General features: G+C 70.8%; 13 protein-coding genes and 1 tRNA gene. 6 read left to right on the top strand and 8 right to left on the bottom strand.

Annotated features, from left to right (window positions below; translation table 11 throughout):
- Positions 1 to 244 precede the first annotated feature (244 nt).
- Positions 245 to 1,678 (bottom strand): PA14 domain-containing protein, encoded by a 1,434-nt coding sequence (locus tag AMK29_RS34415; RefSeq protein WP_073820009.1) that lies wholly within the window; start codon positions 1,676 to 1,678, stop codon positions 245 to 247.
- Positions 1,679 to 1,780: 102 nt separating this feature from the next.
- Here AMK29_RS34415 and AMK29_RS34410 point away from each other — a divergent pair, with 102 nt between their 5' ends.
- Entirely contained in the window at positions 1,781 to 2,347 is a 567-nt protein-coding gene (locus AMK29_RS34410) for an SMI1/KNR4 family protein (protein WP_107422766.1), read from the top strand.
- 54 nt (positions 2,348 to 2,401) lie between these two features.
- On the opposite strand, the gene AMK29_RS34405 is transcribed toward AMK29_RS34410, so the two are convergent.
- From AMK29_RS34405 to AMK29_RS34385, 4 genes are all read right to left on the bottom strand, one after another.
- Positions 2,402 to 2,758, bottom strand: a complete 357-nt coding sequence (locus AMK29_RS34405; protein WP_143202971.1) for a hypothetical protein — start codon at positions 2,756 to 2,758, stop codon at positions 2,402 to 2,404.
- Positions 2,759 to 2,948: 190 nt separating this feature from the next.
- On the bottom strand, positions 2,949 to 3,641 hold the full coding sequence (locus AMK29_RS34400) for an HAD family hydrolase (RefSeq protein WP_079197247.1): 693 nt from the start codon (positions 3,639 to 3,641) through the stop codon (positions 2,949 to 2,951).
- Between the two features lie 679 nt (positions 3,642 to 4,320).
- Entirely contained in the window at positions 4,321 to 4,773 is a 453-nt protein-coding gene (locus AMK29_RS34390; protein ID WP_073820006.1) for a hypothetical protein, read from the bottom strand.
- A 136-nt stretch (positions 4,774 to 4,909) separates the two neighbouring features.
- Positions 4,910 to 4,986: transfer RNA gene (locus AMK29_RS34385), tRNA-Thr, on the bottom strand.
- A 182-nt stretch (positions 4,987 to 5,168) separates the two neighbouring features.
- Between AMK29_RS34385 and AMK29_RS34380 the strand changes: the two genes are divergently transcribed.
- The 3 genes from AMK29_RS34380 (at position 5,169) to AMK29_RS34370 (ending at position 7,700) form a co-directional block, all read left to right on the top strand.
- A complete protein-coding gene (locus AMK29_RS34380; protein WP_073820005.1) occupies positions 5,169 to 6,266 on the top strand; it encodes an ABC transporter ATP-binding protein in 1,098 nt (365 codons plus the stop codon).
- 250 nt (positions 6,267 to 6,516) lie between these two features.
- A complete protein-coding gene (locus AMK29_RS34375) occupies positions 6,517 to 6,927 on the top strand; it encodes a hypothetical protein (RefSeq protein WP_073820004.1) in 411 nt (136 codons plus the stop codon).
- Positions 6,928 to 6,980: 53 nt separating this feature from the next.
- Positions 6,981 to 7,700: a nucleotidyltransferase family protein gene (locus AMK29_RS34370; RefSeq protein ID WP_073820003.1), complete on the top strand. Its 720-nt coding sequence runs from the start codon at positions 6,981 to 6,983 to the stop codon at positions 7,698 to 7,700.
- A gap of 79 nt (positions 7,701 to 7,779) precedes the next feature.
- Here AMK29_RS34370 and AMK29_RS34365 read toward each other — a convergent pair whose 3' ends face one another.
- Positions 7,780 to 9,363, bottom strand: coding sequence for a DoxX family membrane protein (locus AMK29_RS34365; RefSeq protein WP_073820002.1), 1,584 nt, complete (start codon positions 9,361 to 9,363; stop codon positions 7,780 to 7,782).
- Between the two features lie 168 nt (positions 9,364 to 9,531).
- Here AMK29_RS34365 and AMK29_RS34360 point away from each other — a divergent pair, with 168 nt between their 5' ends.
- Together AMK29_RS34360 and AMK29_RS34355 are read left to right on the top strand one after the other, a co-directional pair.
- Positions 9,532 to 11,121: a hypothetical protein gene (locus AMK29_RS34360; protein ID WP_073820001.1), complete on the top strand. Its 1,590-nt coding sequence runs from the start codon at positions 9,532 to 9,534 to the stop codon at positions 11,119 to 11,121.
- A gap of 44 nt (positions 11,122 to 11,165) precedes the next feature.
- Complete coding sequence (locus AMK29_RS34355) at positions 11,166 to 11,798, top strand: NUDIX hydrolase (protein ID WP_241845815.1); 633 nt, start codon at positions 11,166 to 11,168, stop codon at positions 11,796 to 11,798.
- Between the two features lie 122 nt (positions 11,799 to 11,920).
- Here AMK29_RS34355 and rlmB read toward each other — a convergent pair whose 3' ends face one another.
- Together rlmB and cysS are read right to left on the bottom strand one after the other, a co-directional pair.
- The gene (gene rlmB / locus AMK29_RS34350; protein ID WP_073820000.1) at positions 11,921 to 12,880 is read right to left on the bottom strand and encodes a 23S rRNA (guanosine(2251)-2'-O)-methyltransferase RlmB; all 960 of its coding nucleotides are present in this window, start codon (positions 12,878 to 12,880) and stop codon (positions 11,921 to 11,923) included.
- A gap of 80 nt (positions 12,881 to 12,960) precedes the next feature.
- A complete protein-coding gene (gene cysS / locus AMK29_RS34345) occupies positions 12,961 to 14,361 on the bottom strand; it encodes a cysteine--tRNA ligase (RefSeq protein WP_073819999.1) in 1,401 nt (466 codons plus the stop codon).
- Between the last annotated feature and the right edge of the window lie 53 nt (positions 14,362 to 14,414).

Here is a 14,414-nt window from a genome sequence, read left to right as displayed (position 1 = left end):
AGCTCGCGAAGGGACCAGGCGCTGCCGACCGTCTTGCCATGGATGGTGATCCGGCGCAGACCGCGCCGGTCAGGTGGCTCGACGACCACCCAAGGTCGTATGCCCATGACGCCAGCCTCACCGGCCGGCCCGCCATGTGCACGCCGAGCTGCTGCGTCCGACTGAAATCCCGAACGCATGAGTGACTCGGCCGGTACGTCCCGCACCAAGGTGGCCCGGGACGTCAGGAACGGACGGATCGACGTCAGCCCACCGGCAGGGCCACGGACCGGATCTCGCTGTACGGCGAGTAGTTCCCCGCCGCGTCATACGTACGGGCCCGGTACTCGTGGCTGCTCCCGTCGGCGGCCTGGGCGGCGCAGACGGTGACGGTGGCCGGTTCGCGGCGCGGGTCGTAGGTCTTGCTCACGACGACCGACCAGGCGGTCGCCCCCGGCGCCCGGCGCTCGATCTCCAGGCCGACGAAGTCGCGGATCGGGGCCGGCGTGTAGTCGGTGGCGGTGGCCTGGACACCGCCCGCGCAGGAACCCAGGGTCAGGTCGGGGGCGTAGCCGGGGGCGATGCCGTCGGGGATCTCCAGCCAGAGCTCGTGGGGGGCGAGGGCGTCGAGCCCCACGGGGCTGGGGGTGGTGGTGCCGCCGTCGTTGGTCACGAGGACGCGGTAGTGGCGCGTCTCGCCGTCGGCGGCGATGGGGGCGGTGGTCCAGGTGTTGCCCCTGGTGGTGCCCAGCGGGACCCAGACGTAGGAGCCGTCCACCTTGTCGTTGCTCAGGACCGTGTAGTGGTCGAAGTGCGGCTCGGTGTTCAGGGGCCACTTCAGGGTGACCTTGCGGGTCACCTTGTCGAAGGTGCCGGTCAGGGAGGTGACGATGGGCAGGGGACGCACGAGGGCGTCCGCGCTGCCCGCGGAGATGTTGCCCGCCCTGTCCTTGGCGCGCACCTCGTAGTAGTACGGCGTGCGGTCGCCGGGGTTCACGAGGGGGTCGGTGTGGCTGCGGGCGGTGGTGGAGGAGGTGACGGTCGTCCAGGTGGTGCCGCCGACGGGCCGCCGGTGGAGCGAGTACCCCGCGAGGTCCATCTCCTTGTTGGCCGTCCAGGAGACGGTGGTCTTCCGCGTGGTGGTGTTGTAGGTCGTCCGCACGCCGACGGGCGCGAGCGGCTTCACCTTGTCGTACACGGCGGCGGTCCGGGGCGCGTAGGCGAACTTGACCTTCGCGGCGCCGGTCCAGTTGGCGTAGTCGACGCGCACGGTGTGGCGGCCCGGGGGGACGACGAGATGGACGTTCCTGCCGCGGGCGGTGTCGCCGGTGCCGGCCCACAGGTCGATCTTGCGGACACCGTCCACGTAGACACGGACGCCGTCGGTGGCCAGGACGGCGAACGTGAAGGGCCCGCCGGAGCCGAAGTCGCGCGCCATCCACCAGCGGACGCCGAAGTTGTTCACCGGCACTCCGGCGACGGGGCTGCCGGCCCAGCTCTCGCTGACGGCGCTGTCGCAGTCGGTCTTCACGGGGGTGCCGGTGAACGAGGTGTTCTTGTAGAACGTCCGCATGAAGACGCCGGCCGAACAGCTGGTTCCGGCGGCGGCAGCCTGCGGGGCGGCGGCGAGCAGCCCGCCGAGGACGACGGCCGACATGGCGCCACCGACGGAGGTGGCGACGAGACTCTTCAGATACACGGGGATCCTTCACGCATCAGCGAATGTGCAGCACCAAGACTCCCGCCGGCGCCGAAAGGTTGCCCTGCACCGCTGTCATAGGCGCCTGCCAGGATCACGGACGTGAAGACCAGCGAAGACCTCGTGCGACGCGTGGCGGCGAAGGCCAGGGCCACGTCGCGGACCTTGCCTCCCGTCGCCGGCGCCGAGGAGGTGGCATCGGCGGAGGCGGCCCTCGGCTTCCCGCTCCCACCCCTGCTGGCGAGCCTGTACCGAGAGGTGGCCAACGGCGGCTTCGGCCCCGACTACCAGCTCCTCCCGCTGGTGGGAACGGGCCGCACGGTACTGAGCGAGTACCGCTCCGAACGCTCGGCCTCGGCCGAGGGCGAGACACCGTACTGGCCGGCGGGCGTGCTGCCGATCCTCGACTGGGGCTGCGCCATGTACGCCGCGGTGGACTGCCACAGCGAGACCGCCCAGGTCCTCCTCTTCGAACCGAACGCGATGACGGACGACGGAGCCACCGCCTGGTTCCTCGACGCCGACAGCCTGACCGCCTGGCTCGAGACCTGGCTCACCGGAACAGGGTGGTACGAGGAAGACGCCGACGAGCACCCGGACGTGGCAGAACCGACCCCATGGGAGAGGGCTGCCGCCCGGATCGGGGAGGGAACGGCCCGTGGATGCTGACATGGGCCGATTTGGGGTGCTGACAGACACCGTGGGCGTCTACGAGAGAAACCCTCACCGCGTCGGCTGACCGCACTCGGCTCGGAACTGGTCGAGGAGGGTGAAGAAGAGCTCGATGGCAGGCATGCCCACGGCGGCGGCCTCCCGCTCGATCTGCGCGGACCAGCGCAGGGAGCTCTCGTACCCGTTGCGCTTGCGGAGCCAGGTGTCGAAGGGCGACTCGCGGCCGGGAGTCCAGAAGGGGAAGTCCTCCTCGGCGTCGTGCACGGTCAAGGCCACGCTGTAGCCGATCAGCATGGTGTCCAGGTGCGTCAGCGAGCTGCCGGGAACCCACATGCCGGGGCGGAGGCGGACCTGGTCCAGCAGGTCGTAGACGTTCCGGAAGCCGTCCATGGGATTCGCCTTCGTCATGTGGATGCCTGGCTCCGAACGTCGAGCGCCGCAACACCCACCGTTCCTCGGTCCGTGTCAGCGAGACCGCCGGGCTACGGGTCATCCGGCTGCGCGGCGCTCGTCACCCTGACGGAAGCGTCGCCGTCGAAGGCACCGGTGGATGCCGAGGGGGAGCACCTGCCAACCGCGCCAGTTGTCCGTGAGCTTCCTACGTCGCGGTGAGTACGTCGGCGACGGCGTGCATGTCTTCGGTGATGGCGTCTGCCTGCGCCTCGGCGAAGAGGTCCGCCTTGTGGGGCTTGTCGGCGTAGCCGATGACCGTTGCCCCGGCCGCGTGCGCGGCCTGGACGTCCGTGAGGGAGTCGCCGATCAGGGTGCAGCTCGTGACGTCGATGTGCATCTGCTCGGCTGCCGTGATGAGCGGGAACGGGTTCGGCTTCATCAGGTGCGGCTGCTCGGCAGGGCGGCCCACGATCTTCGTGACGTACTCCTCCAAGCCGTGGAGTTCCAGGAAGACCCGTACGCACTCGGCGGAGTTGTTGCTCACCACCGCGACCCCCCGACCGGCCGCACGGGCCGCCTGGAGTGCCTCGACGGCACCTGGTGTCGGCTGCCCGGCCACCGCGACGGCTCGCACCTCGGCGCCCGTCAGGGCCTGCTCGATCTTCTGGCCGAGCTCGGAGTCGGCATCGTGCGCGATGCGCAGAACCTCGATCGGATCGTCCGTCCGGGCTGCAGCCACGCCCGCGGCTTCGTCCTCGACGGCGAGGAGCGCGGCCAGCTCCCGCGCGACCTCGGGCGCCGGAAGTCCCGCGAACACGTCACACACGGGCCCGTCGAAGTCGAAGAGGATGACCCGGGCGTTCGCCAGGGTCTCGGTGAGTGAGTCAGCGTGCGTCAAGGTCGCAGTCCCTTCCATGGTCTCCCGGACACTGCCGAACCACGTCAAGACCTACTGGACCGGCTGGACCCTGTCTGAGGACCAGCCGTCGTCGATCGCATGATGACAGTGCTGACAGTGCCCCTACCCAAGAACTCGCACATCTGGCACGGAGCGACCGTGATCACGCGAAAAGGGCCGGCGCTGGGAAAACGCGCCCCCTCAGGGCCCACCGTGGACCCCTTCCCCACGCTGCCCGAAGGGCCGGCTCCCGGCGGAGGGCGCAGAGCACGTCGGTGGAAGCACAGGCTGGGCGTCGGGGAGCATCAGGGTTGCTCAGAACTCCCGGAACATTGAGGGCTCCCACCCTTGGGGAAGGGACCGGGTCATGAAGACGAAGACTGGCCCGTACGGCGTCTCCGTTTGGAGAGCCTCCCACTGATCCAGCTCGTGAGCGCAGTACCGCCGCCACAAATTCATCATCTGCGCGACCTCTTCGTCACTGAGACGATCACGGTCCTGCCCATCCGTCATGCGCGCCATGGTAGGCGCGCCCCCGACGAGCCGACGTGCGCGACCTCAGCCCGTGGTCCCTCGACGAACAACGACGACACCAAGGGATGGTCGCTCACGCCCGATCCCGCTCCCCGCCATCTGCCTGGCTCCCCTGCGTCGGCATCGGATGCGTCAGAGGGTCGAGTCAGTGGAACCAGACGACGAGACGCACGTTCTCCGCGCCGTGGACTTCGCCGAGGATCCGCATGACGCTCCAGACGCGACCCCAGTCGGTGTCGGGCCCTGCGGCCGATGCGCGACTTCGTGTTCCGGAGGCGTTCGTCTCCTGCCAGTCGGTGGCGGACAGCTCGGCCCAGGTCACCCATGTCGTCCCGTACACGGAGTGAGGGCCGCCGTAGCCGGCGAACTCACGGCGCAGCCCTTCCGACGCGTCATCCGGAAAGCCTCGGTCCTCAGCAAGCGGACGGAAGCCGAAGGAGTTGCGGATCCCGAAGAGACAGGCCAGGCCGTCGTAGGCGTTGCCCCTGTTCAGCAGGAAGAGGTCGATGCCCGCTTCCCAGACCGTGTCCTCATCATCCGGACCCCACAGCCGAGCCCCCGGCCGGCACTCGATCATTCCGCTGACATCGGTCGACATGGCACGATCCTGCCTGCCAGGCCCGGGAGCCGGCACCTCCGCGTTTCGCTCCTCGGCCGACCGGAGCCGTTGACGTCACCCGTAGATGCCAAAGACCCCCGACCAAGATCGGTCGGGGGTCTTCGCACGTCCTGCCTGGAGCCCCCTGTCGGGTTCGAACCGACGACCCCCGCTTTACAAGAGCGGTGCTCTGGCCAGCTGAGCTAAGGAGGCAGCGAGTGCAGTGTATCCAACGTCGTCCGTCGGGCGGTCGGAAATCTCACGGCCCCGGGAGTACTGACAGATCCCGGATCGCCAGGTAGCGTCACCTGGAGTTCACCCTGGTGGACTAGACCTCAATCCTTCCTTTACTCGGATCGTCCGGCACGTTCCTGCCGGTGAAGGGACACATCACCATGGCCTCCGTCACTTTCGACAAGGCGACCCGGGTGTACCCCGGTGCCACCAAGCCCTCCGTCGACCAGCTCGACATCGAGATCGCCGACGGCGAGTTCCTCGTCCTCGTCGGGCCCTCCGGCTGTGGCAAGTCGACCTCCCTGCGCATGCTCGCGGGTCTCGAGGACGTCAACGCCGGCTCCATCCGCATCGGTGACCGCGACGTCACGCACCTGCCGCCGAAGGACCGGGACATCGCCATGGTGTTCCAGAACTACGCGCTGTACCCGCACATGAGCGTCGCCGACAACATGGGCTTCGCGCTCAAGATCGCCGGCGTCAACAAGGCCGAGATCCGCGCCAAGGTCGAAGAGGCCGCGAAGATCCTCGACCTCACCGAGTACCTCGACCGCAAGCCGAAGGCGCTCTCCGGCGGTCAGCGCCAGCGCGTCGCCATGGGTCGCGCCATCGTGCGTGAGCCGCAGGTCTTCCTCATGGACGAGCCGCTGTCGAACCTCGACGCCAAGCTCCGCGTCTCGACCCGTACGCAGATCGCCGGCCTCCAGCGCCGCCTGGGCATCACCACGGTCTACGTCACCCACGACCAGACCGAGGCGCTCACCATGGGCGACCGCGTCGCCGTCCTCAAGGACGGTCTGCTCCAGCAGGTCGACTCGCCGCGCAACATGTACGACAAGCCCGCCAACCTCTTCGTCGCCGGCTTCATCGGCTCCCCCGCCATGAACCTGGTCGAGGTCCCGATCGTCGACGGCGGCGTGAAGTTCGGCAACAGCGTCGTCCCGGTCTCCCGTGACGCCATCGCCGCCGCCTCCGCCAAGGGCGACACCACCGTCACCGTCGGCGTCCGCCCCGAGCACTTCGACGTCTCGGGCCCGACGAGCAAGGACGGCCTCGCCGTCACCGTCAACGTCGTCGAGGAGCTCGGCTCCGACGGCTTCGTGTACGGCTCCACCCGCGTCGGCGGCGAGGACAAGGACCTGGTCGTCCGCGTCGGCGGCCGTGACGTCCCCGCCAAGGGCACCACGCTGCACGTCGTGCCGCGCGCCTCCGAGCTCCACGTCTTCTCGACCTCCACGGGCGCGCGCCTCAGCGACTGACCCGCGACCGGTCGGTGCGACGACGACCTCTCCTCGGCCCCGTGTCTCTTGCAGATACGGGGCCGTTGGTCTAAGTGGTGGTTTACTTCGCGAAACCCCGGCAGACCCCGGCAGATCGCGGCAGAACCCGTCATTCGGAGCCCGTATCCACCTCCCGCGTCAACACGGGATTCGAAAAGCCGCTTCGAACCATCCCTCGCGAGAGTGACTAAATGTCGCCATTTCACTACCGGCCGCTACGCTCTCGTGCGTGACGCACACTGCCCGCCGAATCGGCCGCTCTCTCGCCCTCGTCCTGCCCGTCGTCCTGGTGCTCTCGGGAACGCTCGCGGTGTCCGCCGTTCCGTGGGCCGGCCAGGACGCCGGGACCCAGCTCACGGCATCCTCCTCCGAGGTCTCCGTCCGCGCCAAGTCCCGCGCCCCGCAGGACATCCTGCGCGACCAGCTCCTCGCGGAGCTCCAGGAGAAGGATCCCGGCACGGCTCTCACCCACCTCCAGCGTGAGGTGGAGAACCGGCCCTCCCTCGCCAAGCACTGCATGTCCATCGCCCGCTCCCTCGGCCGCGCCGCCGTCGAGCAGTACGGCCCCTCCCGCGCCCAGTCCTTCTCCCGCCCGGTCTGTGACACCTCGTACGCCACCGGCGTGATGCGCGCGAGCTGAGGCGCCGTCGCACGTCCGGCAGTCGGCCGTACGGGGCGCCTATCGTTCCCCGTATGCACAACACCTCTCCGACGCAGGCCGTGGTCCTGGCGGGCGGCCAGGGCTCACGGCTCCGCCCGTACACCGACGACCGCCCCAAGCCGATGGTCGAGATCCCGGGCACCGGGATCCCGATCATCGGCCATCAGCTTTCCTGGCTCGCCGCCGAGGGCGTGACCGACGCGGTCATCTCCTGCGGCCATCTGGCCGAGGTGCTCCAGGAGTGGCTGGCGGGCGCCGACCTGCCGCTCAAGGTGACCACGGTCGTCGAGAGCGAGCCCCTGGGCCGCGGCGGCGGGCTCAAGTACGCCGCCGCGCACCTGCCCGCGCCGGACCAGCCCTGGTACGCCACCAACGGCGACATCTGGACCCGCTTCTCGCTGCGCGAGATGGCCGCCTTCCACGCGGAGCGCGACGCCCTCGCCACACTCGCCCTGGCCCGCCCCCGGATCCCGTGGGGCGCCGTCGAGACCGACACCTTCGGGCACATCACCGACTTCGTCGAGTCGCCGCCGTCGCCGTTCCTCATCAACGCCGGCGTGTACGTCTTCTCCGCCGCCTTCACGGAGCTCCTCCCGGAGGTGGGCGACCACGAGCGCACCACGTTCCCCCGGCTCGCGCGCGAGCGGCGCCTGGCGGGCTTCCCGCTGCCCCAGGGGGCGTACTGGAGGGCCATCGACACCGCCAAGGACCTCACCGAGGCCGCGAAGGAGCTCGCCTCGCAGAGGGGCTGAGGCCGGGCGGGACCGGGAACAGCAGGAGGGCGGCACCGCATCCGCGGTGCCGCCCTCCTGCTGTTCCTCCGTACGAGACCTAGCCCAACAGCCCGCCGATCGGGTTCCTCGCGCCGCCCGTCGACGAGCCGCTCTCGGACGGGGTGCCGGTCGAACCGGTGGAGCCGGTCGAGCCGCCCGTCGAACCGCCGCCCGTCGTGCCGCCGGTGGTGGTCGGCGTGTCGGTGGTGGACGGCGGGGGCTCCGGCTCGGAGCGGGTCGGGGTGCGGCTGCCGCCGGTGCTGCTGCCCTGCGTGGCGGTCGGGCGCCGCTCCTCCTGGGTCCGGGTCGACTCACGGGTCGTCTCGGTGGGCCGGGTCGCCTCCTGCGTCTCCTCGCGCTCCGCCGGGGCCTCGCTCGTCGCGGACGGCTCGGGCTCGGTGGACACGGTCTTGGAGGGCGCGCGGCGCGTCGGCTCGGCCGGGAGCGGCTGACCGGGGAGGTGGTTGATCGGGTCGTCGTTCGGGCCCGGGACGGTGATCATCTCGGTGGAGCGGACGGCGCCGCCGAGGACGGAGCCGACGAGGAGGGTGAGACCGACGACGACGGAGGCGACGAGGATGCTGCGCCGCATGACGCGGCGGCGGAGGTCCCAGAGGTCGGCGCGGGGGCCGAGGGTGCGCCAGGCCTCCCCGGCGAGGCGGCCGTCGAGGGAGTAGACGGGGGCACCGGCGATGATCAGCGGGGACCAGGCGGCCAGGTAGATGATGTCGGCGGAGTCGTAGACCGGGACGGTCCTCCAGCTGACGGTCAGCAGGAGCGCGGCGGAGAGCAGGGCGCCGACGACGGCGGCGACGCGCTGCCAGAGGCCGAGGACGGTGAGGACGCCGACGACGACCTGGAGGAAGGCGACGGTGAGTCCGGCGCCGACCGGGTGCTGGAGGGCGAAGTCACGGAGGGGTTCGGCGAGGGCCCACGGGTGGAGGGAGTTGAGCCACTTCACCATGGAGCCGCGCTCGCCGCCGTCGAAGTAGACGGGGTCGCAGAGCTTGCCCATGCCCGCGTAGATGGAGATGAAGCCGAGGAAGACGCGGAGCGGGAGGAGGACGACGCCGAGGTTCATCCGGCGGCCGGGATAGTAGGCGTGCCGGACGCTGTCCTGCCCGTGGCGCTGCGCGGGCCGGCCGTGCGCCTCCTCGTCCTCGTACGGTCCGGGCCCCTCGGTCTCGGGCCGGAGGGCGTACAGCTCGTCGTACGCGCCCTCGGCTCGGCGCATCGGCGGCAGCAGCGGTCCGGAGCCGGCGGGAACCACGGGGGTGGGCATGGTGTCGTCGATGCGCGGGATGGCCTGGGTGGCGCCCGCGTCGAGACCGGGGTGGCCCATGCCCGGCTCCAGGGTGGAGACGGAGGACTCGCGGACGGCCTGGAGGAGGCCGGTCGCTCCCGGTGAGGACTTTCCGGTCCACACGACGGGACGGCGGCGCGGCCCGCCCGCTCCGGCCGTGGCCCCGGACAGGGCTGCGGTACGGGCGCCGGCGCCGAACTTCGGCTGAGCCGGCGCGAGCCGCACACGGAAGCTGGCGTGGTTCACGATCACCTGGGCGGGATCGGAATCCACCTTGACCATGCTCAACGCGGGCTGATCGTCGAACCCCGGCCGGGGCGTTCTGGTGTCCACACTCATCTAACCGAGTGATCTGGGTTTAGGACACTGCCTTGACGGCTCGCAAATGTCCGAGACCCGTCAAGATCAACGGCGCCGGAAGGCCCGGCGGACCGGGAACTGTTGTTCGCTGGCGGGGCGTCAGTTTACTTTGAGGTCCGCGCGATGCGAGTCGAGGGGAGCGACACCATGGCCCACCCTGTTCAGCCCGGCCCGGACGGTCACACCGGTCCGGCGGCCCAGGAGCAGATCCCGCGGCAGCGGGAACCGCGACCGGCGGTACCCGCCCCGGAGCCGGCACGGCGGGACAACCAGCTCGTCTTCTCGGACCTGGACCACTACCCGGTCGTGGCCCAGGCCCTCGACAACCAGTGGCTGCCGTCCGAGCTGGCCGGGGGGCGGCAGGACGCGAACGCCCCGCGCAAGGCGCCCGGGGTGGTCGCCGCCGCCTCCGCGGAGCTGCGCCGCTCACTGGTCAACAGCGGGACCCTGGTGGTCAACCGGGCCTTCTTCGTCAACAACGAGGCCCTGTACGCGAACTTCGTCCCGCAGGCCGAGGCGGCCGACCGCAACGCGTTCGCGCGGCTCCTGAACGACCGGGCGATCGTCCCGTACCTGCTCACGGAGCGGGACGGCACCGAGGACTTCGCCTTCGCGCACGACGCGGTCGCCGGACGTGCCTGGCGGCGGCTGATCACGGAGGAGTCGGACCCGGGTTTCGTACGCCTGGACTGGGACGAGCAGGGGAACCGGGCGGTCGCCGAGCGCATCGGCCAGCGCTTCACGCGGCAGCTTCCCGGGCTGAGGTGGCTGAACCCCCAGGAGCTCGCGAAGGACCTCGGGATCCCGGTGGAGCTGGCCACCTCGATGGGCAGCGGCATCCTGCAGTCCATCTACACCTGGGCGGGTGCGCAGGACCACACGACCAACATCGCCCGGAACGCGGTCTACCAGGAGTTCCTCACCCGCCCCGGCACCGATCCGCACCAGTGCCTGCTGCGGGACGGCGACGAGATCGTGCCGACGAAGCAGCTGATCGACCTCATGTACAGCCTGGGCCTGGCCGACGCGAGCGGACTCGTGGCGCTGACGCCGCCGGGCTCTCCCCCGCGCCGCACGCTCCAGGAGGACGTCTCGCCGCACGCCCGGGAGCAGGACCCGGAGGCGGTCGGCCTGCTGATCCGGAACCTGGTCGCCGACTCCCTGCACCGGGCGGTCGACGGCCCCAACTCGTACGCGGCGCTGTCGCTCGCCGACATCATCGCCCTGCGCGAGACCGGCGAGTGGAACACGTACGTGGGGTCGTTGGAGGCGTTCCTCCACGACAGCTTCCGGGGCGGACGCATCCCCGATCCGGACGAGTTCTCCGAGCGCACGGCCACGATCGCCCGGGACCACGCCCGCATGCTGAGGACGGCGCGCCGGTCCAGCCGCTCGGGTGAGGGCTTCGCCCGGGACATCACCACGGTCCTCGTGCTGCAGTCGGGAGCCGCTGCGCTCCAGGTCGTGAGCGGGGAGCCGTTGTCCGTGTCCACGGCGGCGATCCAGGCGCTGACGGCCGTGGGCGGGGCGCTGACCGTACGGCTGGAGTTCTGGGACCGGGGCGCCCGGGACCGCCGCTCGGGCCTCGGGCACTCGCTGACATTGCCGACGCTCCGGCTGGGCAACCTGAAGAGGGACTGGCAGACCATCCTGGCCGCGTCCGGTCTGTCCTCCGTCGACGCCCGGGAGGCTCCGCGCCGGGGCGGTCAGGCCGACCAGCAGGCACGGAACGACTAGTACGCACCCGGCGGCGCGGCCCGCCGGGCCTGAGAGGGAGAACCATGACCGGGGATCCGGTGGGGCGGTACGACGTGCTGCGTAGCGAGCGGCCGGAGCTGTTCCGCAACGAGCCGGGCGGGATCGAGATCCTGACGGACCCGGCCGCCGTCGAGGCCGCCGGCGGGGTGGTGTACCAGGACCCGTACGTGCTGCTCGTACGGGACGCGGTGCGCTTCCCCGACGGCCGCACCGGTACGTACACGCGCTCGGTGAGCGCGACCGCCGCGCCGGGATGCGTGATCCTGCCGCTCCTGGGCGACCGGATGGTGCTGATCGAGCACTACCGGCACGCCACGCGGTCCTGGCACTGGGAGATCCCCCGCGGTTTCGGCACGGCGCGGCTCACGGGCGAGGCGAACGCGGCGAAGGAGCTGGCGGAGGAGATCGGGGCGCGGGTGCGGGAGCTGCTGCCGCTCGGCTCCCTGCATCCCGATTCGGGAGTGAGCGCCGACCTCGTGCTGCTGTTCGCCGCCCGGATCGACGCGGTGGGGAGCCTGGAGACCGGCGAGGGCATCCGCGGCTCGATGACGCTGCCCTTCGCGGAGGCCGAGTCCATGATCGCCGACGGGCGCATCACGGACGGTTTCACCATCGCCGCCATGACCCGTGCCCGCCTGGCAGGCCTGACGGCCTGAGGCGGGCACGGGTACGGCGGGACCGGCGGGTGCCGGACCGGAGGGGTCCGACGAGGTCCGACGGGTGCCGGACGGGCCGGGGTCCGGACCGGCGGGGTCCGGCGAGGCGTAGGGCTCCGGCGTCAGCGGGCCATCCGGCGGCGGGCCGCCTCGTAGAGCACGACGCCGGCGGCGACACCGGCGTTGAGCGACTCGGCGCCGCCCGGCATGGGGATGCGGACGAGGAAGTCGCAGGTCTCGCCGACGAGGCGGGAGAGGCCCTTGCCCTCGGAGCCGACGACGATGACGACCGGGCCGCCCAGCTCCTCCAGCTCGTGGACCTCGCGGTCACCGTCGGCGGCGAGGCCGACGACCGTGACGCCGGCCTTCTGGTACTGCTCCAGGCAGCGCGTCAGGTTGGTGGCGCGGGCGACCGGGGTACGGGCGGCGGTGCCGGCCGAGGTCTTCCACGCACCGGCGGTCATGCCGGCGGCACGGCGCTCGGGGACGACGACGCCGTGGCCGCCGAAGGCGGAGACGGAGCGGACGACCGCACCGAGGTTGCGCGGGTCGGTGACGCCGTCGAGGGCGACGATCAGCGGGTCGTCGTGGTCGTCGAACGCGGCCGTGACGAGGTCCTCGGGGTGCGCGTACTCGTACGGCGGCACCTGGAGGACGAGACCCTGGTGGTTCAGGCCGTTCGTCATCCGGTCGAGCTCGGGGCGCGGCGCCTCCATGATGTTGATGTTGCCGCGGCCGGTGGCGAGGTTCAGGGCCTCGCGCACACGCTCGTCGTTGTCGATGAACTGCTGCACGTACAGCGTCGAGGCGGGCACGCCGTCGCGCAGGGCCTCGAAGACCGGGTTGCGGCCGACGACCATCTCGGACAGGCCCTTGCCGCCGCGGCGGGCGACGGGCTTGCGCTTGGACGCCTGCCGGGCCATCGCGTTGGAGACGCGGAACGCCTTGTGGCCCTTGCGGTTCTCGGCCTTGGGCGTCGGGCCCTTGCCTTCGAGGCCCTTGCGCCGCTGGCCACCGCTGCCGACCGTCGCACCCTTCTTGTTCGACGTGCGACGGTTCCTGCGCTGGCTGTTCCCGGCCATGACTACCTGTTTCCTCTGATGCCTGCGTACATAAGTCTGTAAGTGAAGTGTGCCGCCCGGGGGCCCGAGCGGCACGTCTTCTAACGGTTGCCCAGCGTCCAGCGGGGGCCGTCGGGGCTGTCCTCGATGGCGAGGCCGGACTGGTTGAGCTGGTCGCGGATTGCGTCCGCGGTCGCCCAGTCCTTGCGCTCGCGGGCCGACTCGCGCTGCTGGAGCACGAGCCGTACGAGGGTGTCGACGGCGCCGTGGAGCTCTTCGCCGCCACCGGACTCCTCGGCCCAATGCGGGTCGAGCGGGTCCAGGCCGAGGACGCCGAGCATGGCACGGACCTCGGCGAGGCGGGCGACGGCCTCGTCCTTGTCGTCCGCGGCGAGGGCGCTGTTGCCCTGGCGGACGGTGGTGTGGATGATCGCGAGCGCGTGCGGCACGCCCAGGTCGTCGTCCATGGCCTCGGCGAAGGCCGGCGGCACCTCGGCGGCGGGGGCGACGGCCGCCCCGGCCTTCTCGGTGGCGCGCTGGACGAAGCCCTCGATGCGGGCGAACGCCGACTCGGCCTCGCGCAGGGACTCCTCGCTGTACTCGATCATCGACCGGTAGTGCGGGGTGCCCAGGTAGTAGCGGAGGACGATGGGCCGCCAGTTCTTCACCATCTCCGACACCAGCACGCTGTTGCCGAGCGACTTCGACATCTTCTCGCCGGCCATGGTGACCCAGGCGTTGTGCACCCAGTACGAGGCGAAGGCGTCGCCGAAGGCCTTGGCCTGGGCGATCTCGTTCTCGTGGTGGGGGAAGATCAGGTCGAGGCCGCCGCCGTGGATGTCGAAGGCGGAGCCCAGGTACTTGTGGGCCATGGCCGAGCACTCCAGGTGCCAGCCGGGCCGGCCGCGCCCCCACGGGGTCTCCCAGTCGGGCTCGCCCGGCTTGGTCGCCTTCCACATCGCGAAGTCGCGCGGGTCGCGCTTGCCCGTGATGCCGTCCTCGGCGGGCTGACGCAGGTCGTCGATGTCCTGGTTGGACAGCTCCAGGTAGCCCGGGAAGGACCGCACGTCGAAGTAGACGCTGCCGTCGGCCTCGTAGGCGTGACCGCGCTCGATGAGACCGCGCATCATCTCGATCATCTCGGGGACGTGCCCGGTGGCGCGGGGCTCGTACGTCGGCGGGAGGCAACCGAGCGCGTCGTAACCGGAGTTGAACGCGCGCTCGTTCTCGTAGCCGATGGACCACCAGGGGCGGCCCTGGTCCGCGCCCTTGGCGATGATCTTGTCGTCGATGTCGGTGACGTTGCGGATGAACGTGACGTCGTAGCCGCGGTAGGCGAACCAGCGGCGCATGATGTCGAAGTTCAGCCCCGACCGGATGTGGCCGATGTGCGGGGCCGCCTGGACGGTGGCGCCACAGAGGTAGATCGAGACACAGCCCGGCGTGAGCGGGGTGAAGTCACGGATCTGCCGGGCGCTGGTGTCGTACAGGCGAATAGTCACCACTCCAGGGTAGTGGGCGTGTGGTAGTGCCCCGATACCTGTCGGCCTTCTCC

Source organism: Streptomyces sp. CB02261, assembly GCF_001905665.1.
In the GTDB taxonomy this organism is placed as follows: domain Bacteria; phylum Actinomycetota; class Actinomycetes; order Streptomycetales; family Streptomycetaceae; genus Streptomyces.
This window is presented reverse-complemented; position numbering and strand designations above follow the sequence as displayed.

Excerpts from the sequence above, each read along its gene's own strand:
- AMK29_RS34405 (WP_143202971.1), bottom strand. The coding sequence starts at position 2,758 with ATGACGAAGGCGAATCCCATGGACGGCTTCCGGAACGTCTACGACCTG.
- AMK29_RS34390 (WP_073820006.1), bottom strand. The coding sequence starts at position 4,773 with ATGTCGACCGATGTCAGCGGAATGATCGAGTGCCGGCCGGGGGCTCGG.
- AMK29_RS34380 (WP_073820005.1), top strand. The coding sequence starts at position 5,169 with ATGGCCTCCGTCACTTTCGACAAGGCGACCCGGGTGTACCCCGGTGCC.
- AMK29_RS34370 (WP_073820003.1), top strand. The coding sequence starts at position 6,981 with ATGCACAACACCTCTCCGACGCAGGCCGTGGTCCTGGCGGGCGGCCAG.
- AMK29_RS34365 (WP_073820002.1), bottom strand. The coding sequence starts at position 9,363 with ATGAGTGTGGACACCAGAACGCCCCGGCCGGGGTTCGACGATCAGCCC.
- AMK29_RS34360 (WP_073820001.1), top strand. The coding sequence starts at position 9,532 with ATGGCCCACCCTGTTCAGCCCGGCCCGGACGGTCACACCGGTCCGGCG.
- AMK29_RS34355 (WP_241845815.1), top strand. The coding sequence starts at position 11,166 with ATGACCGGGGATCCGGTGGGGCGGTACGACGTGCTGCGTAGCGAGCGG.
- rlmB (WP_073820000.1), bottom strand. The coding sequence starts at position 12,880 with ATGGCCGGGAACAGCCAGCGCAGGAACCGTCGCACGTCGAACAAGAAG.